Genomic DNA, 24,000 nt, shown 5'->3' with positions numbered 1-24,000 from the left:
GATGTCACAGTGGCTCAGTTGGATAGAGCAACGGTCTTCTAAACCGTAGGTCGTGAGTTCGAATCTCACCTGTGACATAATAAAAAAAGAGGTAACGTCGTTCATTCGATGTTACCTCTTTTTTATATTAAATTATTTACTATCAAATAAAGAAGCTTTATTTTCTTCTTCCAATTCGGAAAGAAATTCTTTGTCTTGTACTGACATTTCTGATTTATCCTGGGGCTGAATAACTAGTTTGATCCAATCAAGCAATTTCATAATCAAAACCTCCAACAGAAACATAAATTTAAAAGATATTGTCATATATGTTTAAACATCTTTTAGTAACTGAATTATATCAAATTTATGAAAGGATATAAAAATATATGTTTGTAAGATCAAGAATGATTTGGAGGATAAAAAAATAGACTACTAAAGTAGTCTATAATGCGTTACCATTGAGTTCTCTTTTACGTGTGCTGATTATGTGTTCTAATTCTTCTAGATCATCAGTGGTAGATTTATTACGGATGAAACTACGCGCTGAAGAGCGCATGGCAATGTAGTTTGCCCGTTCGCGGTTATTCTTGTGCCATTTTTTATTGGCACGTTTCTGTGCATCTGTTAAGACCATATGCTTTCTTCTCCCTAAAAAATGTATCCAAGAAATTATATACAAGCTCTGAAAATTTAACAAGTTTAATATTGAAATTGATCAAAATAAAGAAAAAATTTTAATGAAAACCTATTCTTGTTCAATACTATCTATTAGTTTACAATGTTAGACAATATAAAATGCTTATATAATGTGGTAACAGGGGGTTGATTGTGAATGAAAAAGATTATTGAAACTACAACTGGTATCTATCAGGGATTTGAAGAACACAATCACGTAAACTTTCTAGGGGTGCCATTTGGTTATACACGTAGGTTCAAACGTGCAGAAGAATATTATGTTGATGATCCACAAAAAATCAATTTGGCGGTTCGACCAGGAATTCAACCAATGCAAGATAATGCGTTTCAAAATTCAAATATTCGTTTTGGTGAGAATTGTCTAAATCTAGATATATCTACCCCCGATGTTGATGGAAGTTTTCCAATCGTTATTGAATTTTATGGCGGTGGATTTTTACACGGAGGCAATGCAATCAAGAACATGCCCTGGCTAGATGAACAATCAGTTGTTCATATCATGCCAAATTATAGACTCGGACTTTTTGGATGGGGGAAGATAACTGGCGGTGATACAAATGTTGGTTTGTCTGATCAATTAAAGAGCATTGAATGGGTCATAGATAATGCTGCCAAATTCGGTGGGGATGTCAACAATATTAGTTTGGTCGGCTTATCCGCTGGAGCAAAATCGATTGCTGCATTGATGGCATCTAACTCTGAGCTATTAGATAGAATAAGCAAAATTATTTTATTCAGTGGTTCGTTTCAAACTATTAGGAATTTAGAAACAGCACGGAAGGTCACTGAGAGATTTTGTAAAACGAATAATATTTCAACTGATAATGATCTGTTAAATCTGACAGACGATGGTCTACTAACAGTTCAACAGAATACAATTGGTGATCATATTGCAACTAACTGGTTTGGTCCGGTGGTTGATAATGATTTGATTTCTGATAACTGGTTAAGTGTCTTAGCACAACGTGTACAACGAACGGATTTTAAGTCATTAATTGGAGCTGGTAGTAATGAACAGGCTCCGTTGAGCCAATTTAACTTGTCTAGGTTAAAAAATAACGTTGTGCCAGATCTGTTTGGTAAGAATGCTGATGTTTTACTTAAGCAATTAACACCCCAAGGAGACCAAAAGACGGATCTAGTGCGACTTATCAGTGAAGCCATGTATAGCTATCCTGCCTTTAGAAGTCAAAAGTTCTTAGTCGAAAATAATGCTGAAGTGTACGGTAATTACTTCACTGTATTAGACGGACGTCATGGTGGTAATATCGATTATTTGAATACACCGACTAATGAATTGAATATTGAATACCGAAAGAATAGAAAGTATTATTTTCAATTGATCATGGATTTCTTGATGAATGATAAGCCTTATAATGACGAGATCAAATATGAATGGCCATTATTTGATGAAAATCAATTAGTGATGGAATTGGATTCAAATGACCTGAGCAGTGTCTCGATGATAAATCATCAATGGATTGAGAATATGCCTTGGCAAAATTATAAATTGTAAAAAAAATTGGTGAGTTAAACCTTGTTCTAGTGGCTTTTTGAAAGTACATTGAAAAAATAATATTGCAATGTAAGAATTTTCATTTTACAATAAAACCGTTGTGCTTAAAGTTTAAGAAATATATCATGTTATTTTGATGTAATTCTTAGGATTTTAGAGGTGGGATGCTTGAAAAGGGAGTATTCATTTTTTATAACAGTAGCATTTATAATCGCAGATTTAATTGTTTCTGTATTAACTCAACTCGATGTTATCAGCAATACAGTCGGTATTGCCACAGGCGTTGGTTTGATTGCACTATTAATCTTGATAACTAGGATACTTACAAGGCTTAATTGGAAAAAGGGCAAAACAGCTTTTTCCTTTTTAGTCGCAGTATTTGTTTTTTTGATTTTTGGTCCGTTGTTGTTTGCATCATCAATAGCCATTTAAAAACTGAATATTGATTAAGGATTGGGACATACGTAGTTAGTCCCAATCCTTTTTTAGTATAATTTAGGAAGTATATTTTTTGTGAGGTAACAGAATGTCCAGTTCAACGTGGAAAAAAACAATTTTAGGTTCAACATTTGTAATTTTAAGTATTTTGTATGCGTATCTTTTGGCCATTCATGGTGGTTCTAACTGGAATCTGTCATTTAATATTGAACGGATCAAGAGTTTGGAAAATATTTTCCTTTCACCAACTAATTTTGATTATTGGAATCATTCAGGAACCCCAGTCAATTTGTTCATGCCATGGTTAACTTCAATCTTGTTCATGCCATTATTTCGGCTAGGTAATGATACAGTAAGTTACTTGTTATTATTTTTTGTAATTAATTTATTAACATTTATCAGTTCGTATTATTTTAGTGAGAAATTATTCAGGGATACATTGCAATCATTTTTGTTTTCAATAATTTATACTTTGTCACTAACTAGGTTTAATCTAGTTTTTGATAATCAAGTTTCCAATTATTTAATACTAATATTTTTGCCAATAGTGTTTTATGGATTGTTTCAGATGATTGAAGGAAAATTTAAGTTTTGGCCAGTCTTTAGCTTAGGAATGATACTCATTTCGTTGACCAGTCCATGGATGTCGATAGGTATCGCTGTAACAGCAATCATAATGATTCTTTTAGGCGTTTTTTCGAAGCAAACTCATAATTGGAAATATTGGGGGATGATGTTACTAACTGGTTTTGAATCATTAATATTAGTAATTATTTCAACTCTAGGATATACGGTTCCATTAATTGAGCAGAATAATTTTTATCAAAATAAAATAAAATATTCATACATCAGGCTTGGTAATTTTGATTTTAAAAATTATTACGGCAGTGTTCAAAATAAGTATTTGCTTATTTCAGCAATTTTTATAATATTGGTAGTAATTGTTTTTGCACTAATGAAAACACGCTTAGTCGTGAAGCTGACAGCATTTGGAGTGATAATTACGGGATTGTTGTCCACAGATCTAATTGCATGGGATTTTGCCGGTTATGATTTCAAAAGATTAACATTTTATTTTTGGATTATTTGTATATATCTGTTTTGCCAATTTGTCAGCAATCTCCTAGCGAGCGTTCTAAGAAATCATTCTTCACTTTTGAAATTATTTATTTTATTGGTAGTGACTGTAATTAGCTGCATCTCAGTGTATGCCAACGCAGCTATTTTTAAATCGGATAATTCATTGTCTACGGGGCTTGATCATCAAGAGAGAATGATGGTTCATTATCCGAATAAAAGTATAAAAACCAAAACTGATTTAAATGATTTTATTATTAATGGAAAAAAATCTGATATTGCTACACAGATTTATTCGGATTCGTTTGAGTTCAAATACTATGATCCTAATTCAGTTACGATTGATATACCGGTATTAGCGTATAAAGGACGTCACGTACAAATAAATAATGAAACAACATCAACCAAGGTTTCCAAACGAGGAACAATCAAAATTAAAACTCAACCTGGAGCAAATATTGTACATATAAGTTATCAGTACAGCGGATTAGCAAAGATTTCTTTGCTTGTCAGTTTAGCAGGATTGTTAATATTGTGTTGGTTGATTTTGAATAAGGGTCGCTGGACAATTAGAAAAATTGTTTATAATGGTTGAAAAAGATTGTGATATTTGCTATATTTTATTAGTTGCAATCACTATTGCATCTACAACCGCTCAAAATTAGGTTTAAGCTTCGGCACCTAACTGGCGAGTCTTAGAAAGGAGTGTACACATATGTACGCAATTATTAAAACTGGTGGTAAGCAATATAAGGTTGAAGAAAATGACTCAATCTTTATTGAAAAACTTGATGTTAACGAAGGAGACGCTGTTACATTTGACGATGTAATTCTTGTTTCTGACGGAGACGATGTTAAAGTTGGAGATCCTGTAGTAAAGGGTGCTTCAGTTACAGGTAAAGTTGAAAAACAAGGTAAGGATAAGAAAATCGTTACTTACAAATACAAACCTAAGAAGCATTCACATACTAAGACAGGTCACCGCCAACCATATACTAAGGTACTTATCGACAGTATCAAAGGTTAATTATGATTAGAGCAAGTTTTCACCAGAATGACAAACAACAGATTGATTCGTTTTTAATTACAGGACATGCTGATTCAGGACCTTATGGTCAGGATTTGGTTTGTGCAGCCGTTTCGGCAGTTACGATTGGAACAATCAACAATCTGGAGAAGCTTACTAAGGCCAGTCCTCAGGTCGTACTTGATGAGGTCAACGGTGGTCATCTTGGCTGTCGTTTTGATAAAGCAGTGTCGCATGATACAGCTTTACTACTGGATAATTTGTTTTATATCCTCAAGGATATTCAGGGCAGCTATCCAGAGAACATTAATGTTCGAACACAAAATAAAACTATAGATCTTGCTTAAGGAGGTAAATCTCATGCTTAAAATGAATTTACAATTTTTCTCTCACCATAAGGGTGGTGGATCAACTTCTAACGGCCGTGACTCAGCTGGTCGTAGATTAGGTGCAAAACGTGCTGATGGTCAATCAGTTCTAACTGGTGGAATCATCTACAGACAACGTGGAACAAAAATTCACCCTGGTGAAGGCGTTGGCCGTGGTGGCGACGATACATTGTTCGCACTTAAAGATGGTGTTGTTAAGTTTGAAAGACTTGGCAAAGATAGAAAGAAAGTTTCTGTATACTAATTCTTATATCTTACTTAAAAAGAGGACATTGTCCTCTTTTTTTTATATAATTAACTAGAAATATTGCCATTAATAGTGAAATATTGGTAAGATAATATGTAAAGTGTTTTTTAACGATTAATCAATCGAGGAGAATAAAAATGTCAATTTCAGTAAATGAATTTAAAAACGGTTTGACTATCGAAGTTAAAGATGGAATTTGGCGTGTTATTGAATTCCAACACGTTAAACCTGGTAAGGGTAGTGCCTTCGTTCGTTCAAAGTTAAAGAACTTGAGAACAGGTGCTGTTCAAGAAATGACTTTCAGATCAACTGCTAAAGTTGAAAAAGCTACAATTGAAAACAAAAAGATGCAATATTTATATGCTGATGGCGCAAACCATGTCTTCATGGATACGGCAACTTATGAACAATTATCACTTCCTCAAGAAGAGATTAAAGAACAATTGAAGTATTTGAAAGAAAACATGGAAGTTAACGTTTTGATGTATGGTGGTGAAACACTTGGCGTAGATCTTCCTAATACTGTTGACTTAAAAGTTGCTGCTACAGAAGCTTCAATTAAGGGTGACACACAGTCAGGTGGTTCTAAACCAGCTACTATGGAAACTGGTGTTGTTGTTCAAGTACCTTTCTTCGTTAACGAAGGGGACATGCTAACAATTAACACACAAGATGGTACATATATTTCACGTGCCAACTAATTTTTGATTATGGAGATAAGTTTATGGCTGAACAAAAGTATGTTTCTCTACAACAAGATAGTGGAAGAGTAAAAGGTAACGTTGAAATCTCACATCAAGTTATCGAGATTCTCTTAGGCATTGCTACAAACCAAGTAGAGGGTGTCTATGAAATGCGCGGTACTCTTTCCAACAGAATTGATTCACTTTTTGGTAGAATCAATCATGGTAAGGGTGTCGATGTAGTTTTTGATGATGATAAGATTTCTGCAGATGTATTCGTTTATTTAGAATACGGCGTATCAATTCCTAAAGTATCATTAGAAATCCAAAAATCAGCCATTGAACAACTTGAATTCATGACCGATTTAGCACTAAAAGAAATCAACGTGCATGTTGTAGGTTTAATCGCTAAGAAAGAATCTGGCGAAGTAGAACGTGTAACAACGGATAAAAAGGAATAATACAAGTGATTATAAATAGACATAAGATAAGAGAACTTGCTGTTCAAACTCTTTTTTCCATTGAGACTACTAAAGATGATCCAGACACAGCTATTGCGTCAGTAATGGAGCTGTCAGACTTAGCGGAACAAAATGTGCCTGATTATTTGAACTTCTTAGTTTCTGGAACCATCGAAAAGCAAGATGAATTGGATGCAAGTATCTCTAAGCATTTAAAGAATAAGTGGACTGTCGGACGTTTGTCACGAATTGATCGTGCAATTTTACGTGTCGGTTTGTTTGAAATGGAAAACAGTCTTGAAGTTCCAAAGAAAGTTGCAATCGATGAAGCCATTGAATTAGCCGGTGAGTTCGGCGACAAAGATTCAAAGGCTTTCATAAATGGAATTCTATCTAACTTTGTTGAAGGGTAAAGGCTGGTCTTTTAGACCAGTCTTTTTATATGGTGAATTATAAATGAAATTATTAGACGGAAAAGCAGTAGCTAGTGCATTAGACGAATCGATGGGTAAGCGTGTAGCGGCATTGAAAAAGCAAAATATTACGCCAGGATTAGCGGTAATATTGGTTGGAAACAATGGTGCAAGTTCTGTATACGTAAGAAATAAGAAACGCCGTGCGGATAAATTAGGCTTTAACTTTCAACTGATTCATTATGAAGAAACTGTAACTGAAACTGAGATTCTAAATAAAATAGATGAATTAAATCATGATGATAATATAGATGGATTTATAGTACAATTACCTTTACCGGATCAAATAAATGAGGAAAAAGTTATTCAAGCGATTGATCCCAAAAAAGACGTTGATGGTTTCTCTCCAATTAACGTTGGTAATTTATGGATCGGCGATTCAACAATCAAGCCAGCGACAGCTGACGGAGTAATTAAAATGTTGGATTACTACAATGTTAAATTAAAGGGTAAAAACGCTGTTGTTATTGGTCGTAGCAATATTGTCGGTAAACCAGTTGCTGCATTGTTGTTAGAACGTAATGCCACGGTTACCATCGCACATATTTTTACAAAGGATCTACCAGCAATTGCTAGTAGAGCTGATGTACTAGTTGTAGCAATTGGTGATCCTAAATTCATTGATAGCAAGTATATCAAAGAAGGCGCTGTGGTCGTCGATGTCGGTATGAACCACGATGAGAATGGCAAATTATGTGGAGATGTAGACTTTGATGATGTTAAAGATAAAGTTGGCATGATTTCACCTGTGCCAGGTGGTGTTGGCCCAATGACAATTACTTCATTAATGGATATGACAATTGTATTAGCCGAAGAAAGAGCAAAAAGAATAAATGGATCAAAAGGATAATTCTAAGTATTTAACCGTTACAGCATTATCACAATATTTGAAGCGAAAATTTGACGTGGATCCTTACTTAGGGCACGTCTATTTAATGGGCGAAATTTCTAATTATCGTCCACGTCCAAATTCACATCAATATTTTTCATTAAAAGATAATAAAGCTAAAATATCAGCCATTATGTTTAAATCTGCTTTTAGTAAAGTAAAGTTTGTGCCCGAGGAAGGTATGAAGGTGCTTGTTCGAGGTAGAATATCCCTGTATGAGCCTAGTGGTACGTATCAGATATATGTAGACTCGATGGAACCAGATGGGCTTGGCGCGCTTTATTTGGCTTTGGAGCAATTGAAGAAAAAACTTGCACAGCAAGGTATTTTTGATTTGCCAAAGAAACCAATCCCACAATTCCCTAAACAAATTGCGGTAGTTACGAGTCAATCCGGAGCTGTTATTCACGATATCATGACGACCGTTGAGCGACGTTATCCAATTGCACAAATTGTCTTGTTTCCAGCGCAGGTTCAAGGTGAGGGTGCGGCTGAGACAATTGTTGATCAGTTGAAGCGAATCAATGAAAAAGGTTATTTTGATACGATTATCATTGGTCGAGGTGGCGGATCAATCGAAGATCTGTGGCCTTTTAATGAAGAGATAGTTGCACAGGCAATTGTTTCTAGCAGTATTCCGGTTATTTCATCTGTTGGACACGAGACGGATACGACGATTGCAGATATGGTAGCAGACTTACGTGCTGCTACACCGACGGCAGCAGCTGAATTGGCAACGCCAGTTTTAAGGGATGTATTATTGCACTTACAAGATTTAAATGTGCGAATGTATAACGCTCAAAATCAAATAATTCAGAGTTATCGCGATCGAGTGACAAACTTTGCAAATAATGTCTATTTGCAACACCCAGAACGAATCTATGATGATTATCGTCTAAGAGTGGATAAAGCAACTGATAAGCTTTGTCAAACTATGTTGGGATTGATACATAATTCTAAGCAGATTATGTATGATCAAGAGAATCGATTAGTAAAGAGTTCACCACGCGATCAATTACATTACTACGATACGACGGTAAATAATTTGACTCAGCAAATGTTGACATCGGTTAGACAACTTATTAATAATAAAAAAAACACATTTGGTAGCAGAGTCGCAGCTCTTGATTCATTGAGCCCACTGAAAACATTGAGCCGTGGATATGCGATTCCAACCGATGACAATAATAAGATATTGGAACGTACTAGTGATTATAAAATTAATGATGAAGTTAATTTGAAAGTTATCGACGGTACTGTTACTTTAGTGACTAAGGATATAAGTGAGGACAATAATGGCTGAAAAAAAGAAAACTTTTGAAGATAATTTAGCTGATTTAGAAGAAATAGTTACCAATCTAGAGGCTGGTAATGTTCCTTTGGAAGAAGCAATGGAAAAATTCAAAAAGGGTGTTGCTTTAAGCAAGAGTCTTGAAAAAACACTTAACAATGCAGAGAACACTGTAACCAAGATAATGCAGGCAGATGGTACGGAAGAGGAATTAACAGATGACAAAACTGAGGATAAAGAATAATCATGGATATTAAAAATTTTCAAAAATTTCATGAAACAGTTCTGCCTGAGTTTAATGATTTTTTGACAAATAAAATTAATTCAGAAATAAAACAGCCTACGTTAAGGGATGCAATGCTGTATTCAGTTAATGCTGGTGGCAAACGTGTTCGACCAATGCTGATGCTAGCGGTTGTTTATTCATGTGGTACTAAGTTAGAAGATCTGCGTGAATATTATGATATTGCTGGTGCTATAGAATTGATTCACACATACTCATTGATCCATGATGACCTGCCAGAGATGGATAATGATGATTACCGTCGCGGTAAGTTGTCAAGCCATAAGCAATTTGGTGTTGGTCCAGCCGTTTTAGCAGGAGATGGATTATTAACACAAGCATTCTACTGGATAGCTAAGTCAAATCTCGATACAAGTAAGCGTATGGCCGCTGTCAGAATTTTGTCGCACAATGCTGGACCGATGGGCATGGTTGCCGGACAAATGACTGACATCACTAAAGAAGACCGTCAGTTGAATGAAGAAGAATTAACGACATTACACAAACAAAAAACAGCTGATTTGATTACAGCTGCAATTACAATTGGCGCTTTTTGTGCCGGGCACGATTTGTCTATTCATTTGGTTGAGTATGCAAATAGTGTAGGATTAGCCTTTCAAGTCAAGGATGATCTGGATGATTTTGGCAGCAAAGAAGATGCTGATAAAAATACATTTCCAAATTTAATCGGTAAAGATGCAACCGAAGAGAAACTACGTAATTTAGTTAAAGACGCATTAAATGCAGTATTAAAAGAAGAAAAATTCGATAAAAATTTGATGGTAAGTTTTTTGGATTATTTTAAGGACTAGGTGAAAAGATTGGCAAAAAAAAGGGTAGATGTTTTATTAGTTGAACAAAATTTATTTGAATCACGTGAACAGGCAAAACGTTCAATTATGGCTGGAGAGGTTTATAACCAAGATAATTTACGTTTTGATAAGCCAGGTGAAAAAATTGATCCCGAGACTATTCTTCACGTCGTTCAAGGTGCACACAGTAAGTATGTGAGCCGTGGTGGATACAAACTGGAAAAAGCCGTTGAGTCATTCAATATAGACTTGCAGGATAAAATCTGTTTGGATATCGGTTCATCTACTGGTGGTTTTACTGATGTAGCTTTGCAAAATGGAGCCAAGTTAGTATATGCCTTGGATGTTGGTTATAATCAGCTTGCTTGGAAACTTAGAAGTGATGAGAGAGTAGTCGTTATGGAGCGTGTTAATTTCCGTTACAGCAAGCCTGACGACTTTCACGAGGGTCTGCCACAATTTGCCATGACTGATGTTTCATTCATTTCCTTAGAGTTGATCCTGCCACCAATGTTCAATATTATTCTGCCTGGTTCTGAAGCAGCATGTTTGATCAAACCACAATTTGAAGCCGGTCCAGAAAATGTTGGTAAGCACGGAATTGTTCGTGATCACAAGGTGCATAAGATGGTTCTTGAGAAAATTTTAGATTTTGCTAAAGAGACTGGATTCATTGTTAAGGGCTTGGATTTCTCACCTATCAAGGGTGGCGAAGGCAATATCGAATTCTTGATGCATATCCAAAAGCCAGAAACAGAACGAGAAGGCGAAATCTTAGACAATGTTTCAATTAGTGATACTATGGAAGCTGCTTATTCAAGTTTGAACAAATAGGTGAAAATATAAATGCTGAAAGAATTAATAATTAATAATTTTGCTATTATTAACGAATTACAAATTGATTTCAAAAGTGGAATGACTGCTCTAACCGGTGAGACCGGTGCTGGTAAGTCAATCATTATTGATGCATTAGGTTTATTAGTCGGAAGTCGTTCTTCTGTTGACTTTATACGTACAGGTCAAGATAGTTTAAAAGTCCAAGGATTATTTGAAGTTAGTTCAAGTAGTCCTGTTTTTGGCATTCTTGATAAATACGGGATTGGTCATGCCGACAAATCAATAATTATCAAACGTGAAATCAATCGTAAAGGACGTAATGTCTGTCGTTTAAATGAAGAATTGGTTAACACTACAACTCTAAAAGAAATCGGTAAGTATTTGGTTGAAATCCATGGTCAAAATCAGCAACAAGAATTGTTGGATGAAGATAATCATATTGATATTTTGGATCGGTTTGCGGATGATAAATTAGAAAAATTATTAAACCAATATCATGAATTATTTGATAATTATCAAATAAAAAGAGCCAGGCTTCGTGCAATCCAAAAGGATTCACAGAACCTAGCTCAAAGAATTGATATGTTAAAGTTTCAAACTGAAGAAATTGATAGTACGCAGATCAAAAAGGGAGAAGATGATGATCTTGAAGAAGAGAAGAATCATCTAGCTAACTTTGAAAAAATCAGCAATGCGCTGCAAGAAAGTTATCGTACACTGTCAGAGAACAATATTGGTGTAGTTGATGCACTGGGAAGTGCTCGTGATCAGCTAGATGATATTAGTGGTTACGATAAGGTTTACAAAGAATTATATGATTCAATCAATGGTGCTTACTATCAAATACAAGATGATATGTCAACGATTTCTGACCAGTTAGATGGATTAGACTTCGATGAAGATCGTTTGGACGAGATTCAAAAGCGTTTGATTGCATTAGACAATTTGAAAAAAAAGTATGGTCCAACATTAGATGAGGTTATTCAATTTGGAATCGATGCGCATGATGAATTATCAAAAATTGATATAGACGATTCAACCGAAGTTAAGTTGATTCAGGATATTCAAAATACACAAGATCAATTGGTGCAACTTGGTAAGCAATTATCTGATGAACGTCATCAGGTTGCGACTGGATTGGAAAAGTCGATCAACTATCAATTAAAAGAATTGTATATGAAAAATTCTAGGTTCAATGTGGGATTCAAAACACTCGATGAAGATTCAATAACCGAAAAGGGAATTGATCAAGTTAGATTTAATCTAAAAACTAATGCTGGTGAAGACTTCAAACCATTAGCGAGAGTTGTATCTGGTGGTGAGTTGTCCCGTGTTATCTTAGCATTTGAAGCTATAATCGCTGAAAAGATGAATGTCGAAACGATTATTTTCGATGAAATTGACACTGGTGTTAGTGGACGTGTTGCTCAAGCAATCGGTGATAAAATTTATCGTGTTGCTCAGGCAGTACAGGTGTTGTGTATAACACACTTGCCACAAGTTGCAGCTATGAGTGATCGTCAATTTCAAATCGAAAAAAAGACCACTAAGAACAAAACTTCAACTTCAGTTTCATTACTTAGTGATCATGAGAGAATTGATGCAATATCATTGATGCTGGCTGGTACAAAGGTGACTGATCTTACTAAAGAACATGCTCAAGAATTGCTTGAGTTAGCTCAAGGAGAACAGAAGAGATTAGATTAAATTGATTGATTTGATTTGTTCCAATTGAACGATTTTGAAAAATGAATTATTGATTTTTAAAATATATTTATTTTGATTGATTCGTTTAATCAGCTTGCCATGAAACTGTTCATCGTTTACCATAGTTACAATAATAGAATATTGTTTTTGAAAACTCTGATTGGCAAAGATATCGAGTTGCTTAAGAGGCATTTGCTTGAGGTGGGTATTAACTTCACCTAGTTTGAAATCAAAATTTCTGTCGATAAATGTGGCGGTATTAGTAATAATGGTTTTGGCTATTGTGTTGTTGAGATGTGATTGTTTTACTTGCATATTTGGAACCCCCCGAACGCTTGTTTGTGTCTCTATTATACGAACCTCTGTTCGTTTAAGCAACTATATTTTAATTTTTCTTAATTAATTTTTCTGTCTAGAGCCGCAAAGTCTTGAAAACACAACGAATCTATTGCATTATAGATATCATAATATAGATAAGTAGGGATAGTTAAATGTCAACAAGGGGAATGTTAATCGTATTGTCAGGTCCTTCCGGAGTGGGAAAAGGAACTGTTAGAAAAGCTATGTTAAAGAAGTCGTCAATTAGATTTGATTACTCAGTTTCGATGACCACTCGTAATATGCGACCTGGGGAAGTTGATGGGGTCGATTATTATTTCCGAACAAATGAAGAGTTTGAAGAAGAAATCGCAAATGATGGAATGCTTGAATATGCCAAGTATGTCGATCATTATTATGGAACGCCATTGAAGTATGTTAATGAAAAGCTAGATGCCGGAATTGATGTTTTGTTAGAAATCGAAGTTAATGGTGCTATGCAAGTTCGTGAGAAGATGCCAGATGGCGTATTTGTTTTTTTAACACCACCTGATCTTCCTAGCTTACGTCGTCGTATTACACACCGCGGAACAGATGATATTAAGACAATTGATAAACGTATGGAACAAGCAAAAAGAGAAATTGAAATGATGTCAAACTATGACTACGCTGTAGTTAATGATAAAATACCTAATGCAGTCAAAAAAATTGAAGGTATAATTAGAAGTGAACACTTAAGAGTGCCACGTGTAATTGACAAATACAAAAAAATAATAGGAGAATGATAATATGATTATTTATCCATCAATCGATAAGTTATTGGACAGAGTGGACTCACGTTACTCATTAGCTGTATTGGCAGCTAAGAGAGCTCATGAACTAGAAAATGGTGACATTGAGTTATTAAGCAAGTACGAATCACCAAGAACTATTGGTAAAGCATTCGAAGAAATTGCTGATGACAAAATTGAAATCGATCCTAACTCAATCCTTCTTGAAAAAGAAGCTGAAAAAGTTGAAGAAGAGAAAAAAGAAGAAGATTAATTAATACTTCCTTCACTGATTGTCGACAAGATAATGGTGGAGGTTTTTTTATTATTGATATGTAGGTGGTGAGAAGTTATGTCAGTTGCAGAGGTAGTTGTGGATGTTCCAACTATGCAAACAAATCGACCCTTTGAATACGCAATACCTGAACAATTGAGGGACGTTGTAGTTCCTGGTATGCGAGTTGAAGTCTCATTTGGGCGTGGTAAACGTAAAGTCCAAGGGTTTGTGATGAAGATAAAAGATACTAGCAGTTTCTCAGGAAAATTAAAACCGATTGATCGTGTAATTGATTTACGCCCCGTATTGACACCAGAAATGTTGGATCTGTCGTATTGGCTGGCAGATCAAACTTACTCATTTCAAATATCATGTCTGCAGACAATGTTGCCAAGTGTGATGAGAGCAAAGTACAAACAATTTGTTGAAGCTGTCCCAGAATTTGTAGAGGACTTGGAAGTTAAGTCTCTGTTAGGAGAGAGTGAATCATTGGAGATAACTCCACAAATGACTGATGCAACGATTCAACTGATCAATCGCTTGAGACGACAGAACAAGATTGAAATCAATTATGTGGTTGAAAATCAAGCAAGACAACTGAAGAGACAAGCTGTAACGACAAAATTAAATCCGATTCAATTACGTGAAAAAAGAAATGAATTGCGAAGTAATGCTAAGGCACAGTTAAAGCTAGTGAATTACTTGATCGATAATGTAGATGATCTGCCTATTGAAATGAGTGAATTGGAGAATGACCAAGACATCGGTCGTTCAGCAATTAAAACCGCTGAAAAGAATGACATATTAGAAATTATAGAAATAACAAAACGACGTAAACCAGTAGGAATCACACCTGAGAAAACAACTAAGTTGGCTTTAACTGATGAACAGCAACAAGCAGTGGATCAGATAGTCACTGCAATTGATCAGTCTAATCCGGAGACTTTTTTGATTGAAGGTGTGACTGGCAGTGGTAAAACCGAAGTTTACTTGCAGTCAATCGAACAAGCCTTGAATCAAGGTCGGAGTGCGTTAATGCTGGTTCCTGAAATATCATTAACACCGCAGATGGTAAACCGTGTGACTGGTCGATTCGGTAATAAAGTTGCTGTATTGCACAGTGGATTGTCCAGTGGTGAGCGATATGACGAATGGACTCGCATCGAAAATGGCAGTGTCAAAGTAGTGGTTGGAGCTCGGAGTGCTGTTTTTGCTCCACTGAAGAATATTGGTTTGATAATCATCGACGAGGAACATGAAGCCAGTTACAAGCAAGATGATAATCCGCGCTATCATGCCAGAGATGTAGCTTTGTGGCGGGCAAAACAGCATAAATGTCCAGTAGTATTGGGAAGCGCAACTCCGAGCTTGGAGTCTCGAGCCCGAGCACAAAAAGGTGTCTATCATCTGATCTATATGAAGAAACGTGTCAACGACCATCCACTACCTCACGTACAAATAATTGACATGAGGGATGCTGAAAATTCAGCTACAAAAGGTGACATATCACCGCTCTTACAAGATAATTTATATCGTGCTGTGAAACGTGGTGAACAAGCAATCGTGCTGTTAAATCGTCGTGGATATTCTTCATTCATGATGTGTCGTGAATGTGGTTTTACTTTGAAATGTCCTAATTGTGATGTTTCACTGACTTATCATAAGGACCTATCTAAGATGAAATGTCACTACTGTGGTCATGAAGAGCCAGTTCCAACAGTATGTCCTAATTGTAAGAGCAAGAAGATCGGTTTTTATGGTACAGGTACACAAAATATTGAACGTCAATTGAATGAATTATTACCGCAGGCACGTGTTTTAAGAATGGATGTTGATACTACACGTCGTAAAGGTGCTCATGCTAAAATCATCAAAGCTTTTGGTGAACACAAAGCTGATATTTTATTGGGTACTCAGATGATCGCCAAGGGATTAGATTTTCCAGATGTAACACTAGTCGGGGTCATCAATGCTGATACAACTTTGAGTATTTCTGATTACCGTGCTAGTGAACGAACTTTTCAATTATTAACACAGGTCAGTGGTCGTGCAGGTCGGGCGGATAAAGAAGGTCATGTTATTATTCAAACCTTTAATCCGGATCACTATGCAATTAAGGATGCGGCTGTTCAGGATTATGAAAAGTTTTATAATCAAGAAATGTATCTTCGCCATCAATCCAACTATACGCCGTACTATTTCACGACTTTGATAAGTGTGGCACACAAAGACGAAGGACAAGCATTAAAGCAAAGTTATTGGTTAAAACGTCAGCTTCAAGCTGCACTGTCAGACCATTCGATTTTATTGGGACCTAGTCCAACAATGATTTCTCGTAAACAAAACAAATATTATTATCAAATTATTGTAAAATATAAGAATGAGCCGCAATTGCATCAAAAGTTACTAGATATTTTGAATGATACACAAGCGGATACGAAAAAAGGTTTTACGATTGCAATCGATAATGAACCACAGCACATTGATTAATGTATATAAAGTGAGGAATAATAAATGACAAATGTTATCTTCTTGGGAACTCCTGATTTTGCCGCAACAGTTTTTAAGGGAATTCTTAGAGAACAATACAACGTTATTGCCGTTGTAACTCAACCGGATAAACCAGTTGGGCGTAAACAAAAATTACAAAAAAGCCCGGTAAAGTTAATTGCTGAAGATGAAAACATCAAGTTATATCAACCTGCAAAGTTACCAGGTAGTCCAGAAGTTGAGGAATTAAAATCATTAAATGCTGATTTGATAATTACTGCTGCCTATGGACAATTCTTGCCAACTAGCTTTTTGGAATCAGCTAATGTGGCAGCGATAAATGTTCATGGTTCATTGCTGCCTAAGTATCGTGGTGGAGCACCGATTCAATATTCACTCTTGAATGGAGATAAGGAAACTGGTGTAACCATTATGTACATGGTCAAAAAGATGGATGCCGGTGACATTATTAGTCAAGAAAAAATGCCAATTGAAGCAGCGGATGACAATGGATCATTATTTGAAAAATTAGCGGTTGTTGGTCAAGAATTGTTGTTGGATACTATCCCTAAGATTTTGAGTGGAGATATTCACCCTATTCAACAAGACGAGGATAAAGTTGTCTTTTCGCCAACGATTTCTAAAGAACAAGAGCAATTAGACTTCGGTCAAAGTGCCAAGCAAATTTTTGATCATATCCGTGCCTTGAGTCCAGAACCTGGAGCTTGGGCAATGTTTAATGGTCAAAGAACCAAGTTTTATAAGAGTGAAGTGGTTGAGATAGATACTGATCAAGTTGCTGGAACGGTGTACGAAGTTACTAAGAAAAAATTAGTAGTTGTTGCTGGTGATGGTAAGGGATTATCAATTAAGAGTATTCAACCTGCTGGTAAAAAAGTTATGGACATTGCCAATTACATTAATGGAATGGGCAAGAATTTAGAAAAAGGACAAAGAGTGGTCGAAATTAATGAAAAATAATAATCCACGTGATTTAGCTGTAGAGACTCTAAATAGAGTTTTACAAAATAAAGCATATTCAAATATTGAGATTAATAATATTTTGCAACATGCTGAGTTATCAGAACCTGATTCAAGATTGATGACAAATATTGTTTATGGAGTTTTACAACATAAATTAACATTGGAATATCAACTCAAACCATATATTGGTGGTAAGGACTTGGACCGTTGGATCAAAATTTTGTTAATGACTGCCATCTACCAAATGCAATATTTGGATAAAATACCTGATCACGCCATCCTTAATGAATCAGTTGAAATTGCCAAGGGTCGTGGTAGTCAAGGCATCGGTAACCTAGTTACTGCTGTTTTGAGAAATTACCAGCGTCACGGAGCACGTCCAATTCCTAATGATGATAGCGTTGAATCTATGAGTATTCGTTATAGTACTCCTGAATGGCTGATAGAACTATTTATCAAACAACAGGGACTCAAGAAGACCAAAGAAATTTTGGATACGATTAATGAACCTTCACATATCTCGATTAGAGTAAATACTAATAAGATAACTCCAGCAGAATTAACTGCTAAGTTAGCTGAACAAGATTTTGAAATGAAACCAAGTGTTATTTCACCAGTTGGATTGATTTGTCACAGTGGTAATTTGGTAAATACTGATGAATTTCGTGATGGATTATTCACTATTCAGGATGAGAGTTCAATGTTGGTTGCTCCTGCACTTGAGGTTCAACCTGATGATAAGGTACTTGATACTTGTGCAGCTCCAGGTGGAAAGACAACACATATTGCTAGCTATTTGGAATCTGGTTCAGTAATGGCACTAGATATTCACCAACGAAAGACAAAATTAATTCTTGAAAACGGACAAAGATTGGGATACGGCGATATAATACAAACTAGAGCCCTTGATGCAAGAAAAGCAAAAGATGAATTCGATGAAGAATTTGATCGTATTTTGGTTGATGCACCTTGCTCGGGTCTTGGACTTATCCGTCGTAAGCCGGAACTAAAGTATTTCAGGGAGCCTGAAGATTTAATGCACCTTCAAGAGATTCAACTTTCAATTTTGAATAGTATCACTGGTTTGTTAAAAGTCGGTGGACAGTTAGTATTTAGTACTTGTACGTTTGACGCTGAAGAGAATGAAGATGTTGTTATGAAATTCTTGAATGCAAATAATAATTATGAATTAGTTCCTGTTAAACATGAAAAATCTCTTGATAAAAATGTAAATGACGGTGTTTTGAAGTTGCTACCAAGTGATTATTTCACTGATGGATTTTTTGTAGCCGCATTTAGACGAAAAAAATAATGAGGTAAGGTTTAGAGATATGGACTATGCGTTATTAACTGATGTAGGAAAATTGCGAGAAAACAATCAAGATTATGTCAATGTTTTCAGAAATAAAAAAGGAATCGTCTTTGGCATTGTAGCCGATGGGATGGGCGGTCATCGTGGTGGTGATGTCGCTTCAGATATGGCAGTTTCTCATTTAGGACATAATTTTGAAGAATCAGAAATTACTGACCTGGAAGATCTACGTGAGTGGGTTCTAAAAGAAATCAGCAAGGAAAATGACCGTATTGTTTCTGTTTCAAATCAGTTTGATGATTTGAATGGTATGGGAACAACTATGGTTGGTGTCTTCTTTGTGGGAACTAAGATGATGGTCGTCAACGTTGGAGATTCCCGCTGTTATGTTTATCATGACGGTGAGTTAGAACAATTGAGTGTTGATCATTCATTGGTTCATGAACTCTTAGAAACAGGTCAAATAAGCCCTGAAGAGGCTGAGAATCATCCTCAGAAAAATATCATTACACAGACTTTGGGTGTATCACAAACTGTACAACCACGAGTTAAGAATTTTGATATCATCGATGATTCGATCATCTTATTGTGTACTGATGGATTAACTAACATGGTGCCAGAAGATGAAATCACGTCTGTGCTCTCGCAAAAGATTGGTCTAGAAGCCAAATGCCATATTTTGATTGACAAAGCCAATCAAGCTGGTGGTCGAGATAACATCACAGCTCTACTTTTTGCCTCAGAGAATGGGGGTCAAAAGTAGATGGATAAAGGTTACCTAGTTGGTGGTCGTTATCAGATCCTAGGTACTCTTGGTGAAGGTGGTATGGCTAATGTTTATTTAGCTAATGACACCCAGCTGAATCGTAAAGTTGCAGTAAAAGCTTTAAGATATGATCTTCAAGATGATGAATCTGTCAAAAGGAGATTTGGACGCGAAGCCAAGGCTACTAGTGGTCTCTCAAATCCCAATATTGTTAATGTTTTAGACGTTGGCAATGATAATGGGTTGCAATATATAGTTATTGAATATGTTGACGGTCCTAACTTAAAAAAATATATAAAAACACATTTTCCGATTCCGTATCATGAAGTCGTTGATATCATGGAACAAATTTGTTTAGCCGTGGCAGACGCACATGATCATGGGATTATTCACCGTGATTTAAAACCTGAGAATATTTTGGTTGACCCTTCTAAAGAACCAATTCAAGTTAAAGTATCGGACTTTGGTATTGCACTGGCACTTAGTGACAGGTCAATAACACGGACTAATTCATTACTTGGTTCAGTTCACTATATGTCTCCTGAACAAATTCGAGGTAATTCTGCAACCGCGTTGTCAGATATTTATGCGCTGGGAATTATTTTATTTGAATTATTGACGCAGCATGTGCCATTCACTGGAGATACAGCTGTGTCCGTTGCTCTCAAGCATTCTAAAGAAGATATACCTGATCTAAGGGCAATTGACCCTAATATTCCGCAGCCACTTGAGAATGCAGTTTTGAAGGCTACAGCGAAGGATCCTGAGCAACGATATCAATCAGTTCGTGAAATGCACGATGATTTGAGTACTTGTTTGTTACCAGAACGTGAGCATGAAGCTAAGTTTATTCCGCAACCGCTTAATGACTTAGATGAAACCAAGGTGATTGATCCAATTACCGATGATGATGAATTCCAGCCGCAACATAAGAAGAATAATCGGCGGCGTAATTTAATTCTGGCTTCGCTCATTCCATTAGCACTGGTGCTGTTCTTGGTTTTTATGGTAGTTAAGGGTAATGAGGAAACAACCGTACCGGACTTACAGAACCTAACAGTCAGGCAAGCAAATGTCATGCTGAAGGGTTCAAGTTTGCAAGTTGGAACTATTTCCAAGGAGAATAATGATGATGTCGAGGCTGGACACGTAATTAAGTCAATACCGGCCAAGGGATTAAAATTGAAGAATAATGCCAAAGTTAATTTGATATTGAGTTTAGGTGCAACTTACTACAAGATGCCAAAACTCGTTGGAAAAGACTATGACGACATATCAGACAATTTGAAGAAACGTGGTTTTGATGTAACCATTAAGCGAGTCTCAACAAATGAATATGAAGCCGGTGTGATCACCAAACAAAGTATTAAGGCTGGCAAAAAAGTTGTAACTAAGAATAAAAAATTGACTTTAACGATTGCTAAAACACCAACTGTCAAGCAAAAAGTAACAAAGGTGAGAGATTTAACTGGATATAATTTGAAGAGCATTCAAGATTATGCCAGTGAGATCGGAGCAACATTGGACGTTAGCTATGAATATTCTGATACAATTGAAGATGGTGTTCTGATTAGTCAGAATCCAGAAGCTGGCAGTGTTATCAATCAAGGTGACACTTTAGCGGTAGTTATTTCAAAGGGTAAAGATCCTGATAGTGATTCAAATGATAGCGAAACTAATAAGAATGATGATGATTCATCGTCATCTTCTTCTACAACTAAACCAATTACAAAGGATGTAACAATTCCATTTGATTCAAGCAGCAATAGCAATACGATTACGATTTATCTTTCTGATGCTACACACAATATCAATACTGTATACAAATCAATGAGTATTACGCAGGATACAACACAAACATTAGTCTTTAATCTAAAGAGTGGACAAACCGGAACTTACAACATCGAACGTGATGGTAAGCAGATTTTGTCTGGCTCAGTAAGTGGGTAATATGGATAAAAAAGGAAGAATTATCAAATCAATCAGTGGCTTTTATGATGTATTAGATAACGAAAGTCACGAATTGATACGTACCAGAGCTCGAGGAAATTTCCGAAAACGCGGTATTAAGCCAGTTGTTGGTGATTTTGTTGAATATGATGCTAGTGGAGATTTAGGCTATATTTTGGAAATATTACCAAGAACAAATAGTTTGGTTCGTCCACCAATTGCCAATGTTGATCAAGCAATTGTCGTTACTTCCTCAGTTGAACCTAATTTTTCTAGTAATTTGTTAGACAAGATTTTGGTCAATATTGAACACAATGGAATTGATCCGTTAATTTATCTGACAAAGACCGATTTGTTGGATGACGATAAATATCAAGAATTAAAAGAAATTTTTGATGGATATCATCGTGCTGGCTATGTGGTCTTTACTGATCAAGATCCTTACAATCAGGATCAAATCGATCGTTTAGAATCACATTTTGCTGATAAAGTAACGGTCTTCACAGGTCAATCTGGTGCGGGTAAATCAACCTTACTTAATCATATTGATTCTGAATTAGGGTTAGCTACGGCTGCAATTTCACAAACATTGAATCGTGGTAAACATACGACTAGACAAGTTTCACTATTTAACATAGCTAATGGTCTAGTTGCTGATACGCCAGGTTTTTCTTCACTGGAATTAATTAGTATAGAGAAGGAAGAACTGCCAACACTATATCCTGAATTCGTAGAGTACAGTGGTGAATGCCAATTCCGTGGTTGTAATCACGTGAATGAACCGGGTTGTATGGTAAAAGAAAAGGTTGCCGATGGAACGATCATGCAAAGTCGCTATGACAATTATCTTTACTTTTTGAATGAAATAAATTCGTATAAAAAGAGATATTAAGAGAGTGTAGAGGAGTGGTTTATATGACAACAAAAAAAATTGCACCATCAATTTTATCAGCTGATATTATGAATCTTGAACGTGACGTTAAAATGGCTGAAGCAGCAGGAGCAGATCTATTCCACATTGATATTATGGATGGACATTTTGTTCCTAATATGTCGTTTAGCCCTAGTATTGTTGAAGGAATGAGACGTATCACTGACAAGCCATTGGACGTTCATTTGATGATCGATAATCCCGATGAATATATCAGACCGATAGTTGAGGCTGGTGCTGATACTATCATGATTCATACTGAAAGTACTAAGCACATTTATCGTTCAATTGATTTAGCTAAGAGCTTGGGTGTGAAGGCTGGAGTTGTTGTTAATCCAGGTACTCCTTTAGAGAATGTTAAAGAATTATTCCCAATTATTGATCAAATTTTAGTCATGACGGTTAATCCTGGATTTGGTGGACAAAAGTTCATTCCAGGTATGACTAAGAAAATTCAACGACTTGATCAACTTCGTCAAACATCAGCTGATGATGATTTTGAAATTGAAGTTGATGGTGGTATTAACGACGAGACAATCGTTAAATGTGCTCAAGCAGGTGCAGATATCTTTGTTGCTGGTTCATATCTATATAACGGACACCCTGGATTTGAAGACCGTGTGAACACTCTTAAAAAGCTCGTGGAAGAATAATATGAAGCGTGTGAACATTTTATTGGGTGGACCAAAGGGTGAGTATCCTGACGAATTGTCAAAGAGTCTCAAGGCAATTCCTGGTCCTTGGGTCGGAGCAGACCGAGGAAGTCTATATTTGATTTCTCATGGAGTATTGCCAGAGATTGCTATTGGCGATTTTGATTCAATCAATAAAAAAGAACAAAAATTATTAAAAGACAATGTTCATGACTTTCAGAAGTATCCTCCTGAAAAGGATGATACGGATTCACAATTGTGTATTTTGGCAGCCAAAGAAAAATATAATGCGGCAGAGTATTATATTTATGGTGGTACAGGTGGTCGTATTGATCACTTTTTAGTTAATTTGTTTTTGCCATACGATCAACGTTTCTTGAGTTTTTATGACAAACTATATTTTAAATCTGCTACAAATACGATTAGATTTTTTAGACCAGGCCGATATACTATTTATCATGAAGAGGGTATGAAGTACGTTGGTTTTGTAAATCTTGGTCCAGTAACGCATATGAATATTATTGATGCTAAGTACAAACTAGATGATTTCACGGCGATGCACCCGGTAAGTTGGGCAAGTAATGAGTTTATCAAAGATACAATTAATTTTGGCTTTGAAAGTGGAATTATCGCTGTTATACAATCTAGAGATAAAAAATAAAAGGGTTCTATACTTTCTGGTATTGATGAATAATCAATACCAGTTTTTTTGTACTCTTTTAAAACAAAAAGAACATCACT

General features: G+C 35.9%; 28 protein-coding genes, 1 tRNA gene and 1 other annotated feature. Of the genes, 26 read left to right on the top strand and 3 right to left on the bottom strand.

Annotated elements, in window-relative coordinates; translation table 11 throughout:
* Nucleotides 1-3: 3 nt before the first annotated feature.
* A tRNA-Arg gene (locus tag EKM68_RS09990) sits at nucleotides 4-77 on the top strand.
* A 55-nt stretch (nucleotides 78-132) separates the two neighbouring features.
* On the opposite strand, the gene EKM68_RS13765 is transcribed toward EKM68_RS09990, so the two are convergent.
* Both EKM68_RS13765 and EKM68_RS09985 read right to left on the bottom strand, forming a co-directional pair.
* Nucleotides 133-261: a hypothetical protein gene (locus EKM68_RS13765; protein ID WP_263853646.1), complete on the bottom strand. Its 129-nt coding sequence runs from the start codon at nucleotides 259-261 to the stop codon at nucleotides 133-135.
* Nucleotides 262-424: 163 nt separating this feature from the next.
* A complete protein-coding gene (locus EKM68_RS09985; protein ID WP_125590326.1) occupies nucleotides 425-616 on the bottom strand; it encodes a hypothetical protein in 192 nt (63 codons plus the stop codon).
* A 198-nt stretch (nucleotides 617-814) separates the two neighbouring features.
* On the opposite strand from EKM68_RS09985, the gene EKM68_RS09980 reads away from it, so the two are divergent.
* The 15 genes from EKM68_RS09980 to recN all read left to right on the top strand — a co-directional run bounded on the left by EKM68_RS09980 (nucleotide 815) and on the right by recN (nucleotide 12,808).
* Complete coding sequence (locus EKM68_RS09980) at nucleotides 815-2,194, top strand: carboxylesterase family protein (RefSeq protein ID WP_125590324.1); 1,380 nt, start codon at nucleotides 815-817, stop codon at nucleotides 2,192-2,194.
* A 168-nt stretch (nucleotides 2,195-2,362) separates the two neighbouring features.
* Nucleotides 2,363-2,626, top strand: coding sequence for a hypothetical protein (locus EKM68_RS09975; protein ID WP_125590322.1), 264 nt, complete (start codon nucleotides 2,363-2,365; stop codon nucleotides 2,624-2,626).
* 94 nt (nucleotides 2,627-2,720) lie between these two features.
* Nucleotides 2,721-4,304, top strand: a complete 1,584-nt coding sequence (locus tag EKM68_RS09970) for a glycosyltransferase family protein (RefSeq protein ID WP_125590320.1) — start codon at nucleotides 2,721-2,723, stop codon at nucleotides 4,302-4,304.
* Between the two features lie 44 nt (nucleotides 4,305-4,348).
* Nucleotides 4,349-4,415: a sequence feature (ribosomal protein L21 leader region), on the top strand.
* Nucleotides 4,416-4,424: 9 nt separating this feature from the next.
* Entirely contained in the window at nucleotides 4,425-4,736 is a 312-nt protein-coding gene (gene rplU, locus EKM68_RS09965) for a 50S ribosomal protein L21 (protein WP_125590318.1), read from the top strand.
* Nucleotides 4,737-4,738: 2 nt separating this feature from the next.
* Complete coding sequence (locus EKM68_RS09960; protein ID WP_125590316.1) at nucleotides 4,739-5,083, top strand: ribosomal-processing cysteine protease Prp; 345 nt, start codon at nucleotides 4,739-4,741, stop codon at nucleotides 5,081-5,083.
* A gap of 13 nt (nucleotides 5,084-5,096) precedes the next feature.
* Nucleotides 5,097-5,369 (top strand): 50S ribosomal protein L27, encoded by a 273-nt coding sequence (rpmA, locus tag EKM68_RS09955; RefSeq protein ID WP_125590314.1) that lies wholly within the window; start codon nucleotides 5,097-5,099, stop codon nucleotides 5,367-5,369.
* 140 nt (nucleotides 5,370-5,509) lie between these two features.
* Complete coding sequence (gene efp, locus EKM68_RS09950) at nucleotides 5,510-6,073, top strand: elongation factor P (RefSeq protein WP_125590312.1); 564 nt, start codon at nucleotides 5,510-5,512, stop codon at nucleotides 6,071-6,073.
* Nucleotides 6,074-6,096: 23 nt separating this feature from the next.
* Nucleotides 6,097-6,516, top strand: a complete 420-nt coding sequence (locus tag EKM68_RS09945; RefSeq protein WP_125590310.1) for an Asp23/Gls24 family envelope stress response protein — start codon at nucleotides 6,097-6,099, stop codon at nucleotides 6,514-6,516.
* A 5-nt stretch (nucleotides 6,517-6,521) separates the two neighbouring features.
* On the top strand, nucleotides 6,522-6,929 hold the full coding sequence (nusB, locus tag EKM68_RS09940) for a transcription antitermination factor NusB (protein ID WP_225422994.1): 408 nt from the start codon (nucleotides 6,522-6,524) through the stop codon (nucleotides 6,927-6,929).
* 43 nt (nucleotides 6,930-6,972) lie between these two features.
* Nucleotides 6,973-7,839: a bifunctional 5,10-methylenetetrahydrofolate dehydrogenase/5,10-methenyltetrahydrofolate cyclohydrolase gene (locus EKM68_RS09935; protein ID WP_125590308.1), complete on the top strand. Its 867-nt coding sequence runs from the start codon at nucleotides 6,973-6,975 to the stop codon at nucleotides 7,837-7,839.
* Nucleotides 7,823-9,181, top strand: a complete 1,359-nt coding sequence (gene xseA / locus EKM68_RS09930; RefSeq protein WP_125590306.1) for an exodeoxyribonuclease VII large subunit — start codon at nucleotides 7,823-7,825, stop codon at nucleotides 9,179-9,181. Before EKM68_RS09935 ends, xseA begins: the two co-directional genes overlap by 17 nt.
* Nucleotides 9,174-9,413, top strand: coding sequence for an exodeoxyribonuclease VII small subunit (locus tag EKM68_RS09925; RefSeq protein ID WP_125590304.1), 240 nt, complete (start codon nucleotides 9,174-9,176; stop codon nucleotides 9,411-9,413). The genes xseA and EKM68_RS09925 overlap by 8 nt, the downstream gene beginning before the upstream one ends.
* Nucleotides 9,414-9,415: 2 nt before the next feature.
* On the top strand, nucleotides 9,416-10,264 hold the full coding sequence (locus tag EKM68_RS09920; RefSeq protein ID WP_125590302.1) for a polyprenyl synthetase family protein: 849 nt from the start codon (nucleotides 9,416-9,418) through the stop codon (nucleotides 10,262-10,264).
* Entirely contained in the window at nucleotides 10,265-11,098 is an 834-nt protein-coding gene (locus tag EKM68_RS09915; RefSeq protein WP_191987382.1) for a TlyA family RNA methyltransferase, read from the top strand.
* 12 nt (nucleotides 11,099-11,110) lie between these two features.
* Nucleotides 11,111-12,808, top strand: coding sequence for a DNA repair protein RecN (recN, locus tag EKM68_RS09910; protein WP_125590298.1), 1,698 nt, complete (start codon nucleotides 11,111-11,113; stop codon nucleotides 12,806-12,808).
* On the opposite strand, the gene EKM68_RS09905 is transcribed toward recN, so the two are convergent.
* A complete protein-coding gene (locus EKM68_RS09905; RefSeq protein ID WP_125590296.1) occupies nucleotides 12,800-13,123 on the bottom strand; it encodes a hypothetical protein in 324 nt (107 codons plus the stop codon). The two genes, recN and EKM68_RS09905, sit on opposite strands and share 9 nt — an antisense overlap.
* A gap of 176 nt (nucleotides 13,124-13,299) precedes the next feature.
* Between EKM68_RS09905 and gmk the strand changes: the two genes are divergently transcribed.
* From gmk to EKM68_RS09855, 10 genes are all read left to right on the top strand, one after another.
* Nucleotides 13,300-13,911, top strand: a complete 612-nt coding sequence (gene gmk, locus EKM68_RS09900) for a guanylate kinase (RefSeq protein WP_125590294.1) — start codon at nucleotides 13,300-13,302, stop codon at nucleotides 13,909-13,911.
* Between the two features lie 4 nt (nucleotides 13,912-13,915).
* Entirely contained in the window at nucleotides 13,916-14,170 is a 255-nt protein-coding gene (gene rpoZ / locus EKM68_RS09895) for a DNA-directed RNA polymerase subunit omega (RefSeq protein ID WP_025024034.1), read from the top strand.
* A 78-nt stretch (nucleotides 14,171-14,248) separates the two neighbouring features.
* On the top strand, nucleotides 14,249-16,663 hold the full coding sequence (gene priA / locus EKM68_RS09890; RefSeq protein ID WP_125590292.1) for a primosomal protein N': 2,415 nt from the start codon (nucleotides 14,249-14,251) through the stop codon (nucleotides 16,661-16,663).
* A gap of 24 nt (nucleotides 16,664-16,687) precedes the next feature.
* Nucleotides 16,688-17,644 (top strand): methionyl-tRNA formyltransferase, encoded by a 957-nt coding sequence (fmt, locus tag EKM68_RS09885; RefSeq protein ID WP_125590290.1) that lies wholly within the window; start codon nucleotides 16,688-16,690, stop codon nucleotides 17,642-17,644.
* Nucleotides 17,634-18,959, top strand: coding sequence for a 16S rRNA (cytosine(967)-C(5))-methyltransferase RsmB (rsmB, locus tag EKM68_RS09880; RefSeq protein ID WP_125590288.1), 1,326 nt, complete (start codon nucleotides 17,634-17,636; stop codon nucleotides 18,957-18,959). The genes fmt and rsmB overlap by 11 nt, the downstream gene beginning before the upstream one ends.
* Before the next feature lie 19 nt (nucleotides 18,960-18,978).
* A complete protein-coding gene (locus tag EKM68_RS09875) occupies nucleotides 18,979-19,722 on the top strand; it encodes a Stp1/IreP family PP2C-type Ser/Thr phosphatase (RefSeq protein WP_125590286.1) in 744 nt (247 codons plus the stop codon).
* Complete coding sequence (gene pknB, locus EKM68_RS09870) at nucleotides 19,723-21,675, top strand: Stk1 family PASTA domain-containing Ser/Thr kinase (protein ID WP_125590284.1); 1,953 nt, start codon at nucleotides 19,723-19,725, stop codon at nucleotides 21,673-21,675.
* Between the two features lies 1 nt (nucleotide 21,676).
* Nucleotides 21,677-22,567: a ribosome small subunit-dependent GTPase A gene (rsgA, locus tag EKM68_RS09865; RefSeq protein ID WP_125590282.1), complete on the top strand. Its 891-nt coding sequence runs from the start codon at nucleotides 21,677-21,679 to the stop codon at nucleotides 22,565-22,567.
* Between the two features lie 23 nt (nucleotides 22,568-22,590).
* Complete coding sequence (rpe, locus tag EKM68_RS09860) at nucleotides 22,591-23,259, top strand: ribulose-phosphate 3-epimerase (protein ID WP_125590280.1); 669 nt, start codon at nucleotides 22,591-22,593, stop codon at nucleotides 23,257-23,259.
* 1 nt (nucleotide 23,260) lies between these two features.
* Nucleotides 23,261-23,920, top strand: a complete 660-nt coding sequence (locus tag EKM68_RS09855) for a thiamine diphosphokinase (protein ID WP_125590278.1) — start codon at nucleotides 23,261-23,263, stop codon at nucleotides 23,918-23,920.
* Nucleotides 23,921-24,000 lie beyond the last annotated feature (80 nt).

The organism is Companilactobacillus jidongensis, from assembly GCF_003946575.1.
Taxonomy (GTDB): domain Bacteria; phylum Bacillota; class Bacilli; order Lactobacillales; family Lactobacillaceae; genus Companilactobacillus; species Companilactobacillus jidongensis.
The sequence above is the reverse complement of the archived record's forward strand: the minus strand, read 5'-3'. Positions and strand labels throughout refer to the sequence as shown.

Excerpts from the sequence above, each read along its gene's own strand:
- EKM68_RS13765 (WP_263853646.1), bottom strand. The coding sequence starts at position 261 with ATGAAATTGCTTGATTGGATCAAACTAGTTATTCAGCCCCAGGATAAA.
- EKM68_RS09985 (WP_125590326.1), bottom strand. The coding sequence starts at position 616 with ATGGTCTTAACAGATGCACAGAAACGTGCCAATAAAAAATGGCACAAG.
- EKM68_RS09980 (WP_125590324.1), top strand. The coding sequence starts at position 815 with ATGAAAAAGATTATTGAAACTACAACTGGTATCTATCAGGGATTTGAA.
- EKM68_RS09970 (WP_125590320.1), top strand. The coding sequence starts at position 2,721 with ATGTCCAGTTCAACGTGGAAAAAAACAATTTTAGGTTCAACATTTGTA.
- rplU (WP_125590318.1), top strand. The coding sequence starts at position 4,425 with ATGTACGCAATTATTAAAACTGGTGGTAAGCAATATAAGGTTGAAGAA.
- EKM68_RS09960 (WP_125590316.1), top strand. The coding sequence starts at position 4,739 with ATGATTAGAGCAAGTTTTCACCAGAATGACAAACAACAGATTGATTCG.
- rpmA (WP_125590314.1), top strand. The coding sequence starts at position 5,097 with ATGCTTAAAATGAATTTACAATTTTTCTCTCACCATAAGGGTGGTGGA.
- efp (WP_125590312.1), top strand. The coding sequence starts at position 5,510 with ATGTCAATTTCAGTAAATGAATTTAAAAACGGTTTGACTATCGAAGTT.
- EKM68_RS09945 (WP_125590310.1), top strand. The coding sequence starts at position 6,097 with ATGGCTGAACAAAAGTATGTTTCTCTACAACAAGATAGTGGAAGAGTA.
- EKM68_RS09935 (WP_125590308.1), top strand. The coding sequence starts at position 6,973 with ATGAAATTATTAGACGGAAAAGCAGTAGCTAGTGCATTAGACGAATCG.
- xseA (WP_125590306.1), top strand. The coding sequence starts at position 7,823 with ATGGATCAAAAGGATAATTCTAAGTATTTAACCGTTACAGCATTATCA.
- EKM68_RS09925 (WP_125590304.1), top strand. The coding sequence starts at position 9,174 with ATGGCTGAAAAAAAGAAAACTTTTGAAGATAATTTAGCTGATTTAGAA.
- EKM68_RS09920 (WP_125590302.1), top strand. The coding sequence starts at position 9,416 with ATGGATATTAAAAATTTTCAAAAATTTCATGAAACAGTTCTGCCTGAG.
- recN (WP_125590298.1), top strand. The coding sequence starts at position 11,111 with ATGCTGAAAGAATTAATAATTAATAATTTTGCTATTATTAACGAATTA.
- EKM68_RS09905 (WP_125590296.1), bottom strand. The coding sequence starts at position 13,123 with ATGCAAGTAAAACAATCACATCTCAACAACACAATAGCCAAAACCATT.
- gmk (WP_125590294.1), top strand. The coding sequence starts at position 13,300 with ATGTCAACAAGGGGAATGTTAATCGTATTGTCAGGTCCTTCCGGAGTG.
- rpoZ (WP_025024034.1), top strand. The coding sequence starts at position 13,916 with ATGATTATTTATCCATCAATCGATAAGTTATTGGACAGAGTGGACTCA.
- priA (WP_125590292.1), top strand. The coding sequence starts at position 14,249 with ATGTCAGTTGCAGAGGTAGTTGTGGATGTTCCAACTATGCAAACAAAT.
- fmt (WP_125590290.1), top strand. The coding sequence starts at position 16,688 with ATGACAAATGTTATCTTCTTGGGAACTCCTGATTTTGCCGCAACAGTT.
- rsmB (WP_125590288.1), top strand. The coding sequence starts at position 17,634 with ATGAAAAATAATAATCCACGTGATTTAGCTGTAGAGACTCTAAATAGA.
- EKM68_RS09875 (WP_125590286.1), top strand. The coding sequence starts at position 18,979 with ATGGACTATGCGTTATTAACTGATGTAGGAAAATTGCGAGAAAACAAT.
- pknB (WP_125590284.1), top strand. The coding sequence starts at position 19,723 with ATGGATAAAGGTTACCTAGTTGGTGGTCGTTATCAGATCCTAGGTACT.
- rsgA (WP_125590282.1), top strand. The coding sequence starts at position 21,677 with ATGGATAAAAAAGGAAGAATTATCAAATCAATCAGTGGCTTTTATGAT.
- rpe (WP_125590280.1), top strand. The coding sequence starts at position 22,591 with ATGACAACAAAAAAAATTGCACCATCAATTTTATCAGCTGATATTATG.
- EKM68_RS09855 (WP_125590278.1), top strand. The coding sequence starts at position 23,261 with ATGAAGCGTGTGAACATTTTATTGGGTGGACCAAAGGGTGAGTATCCT.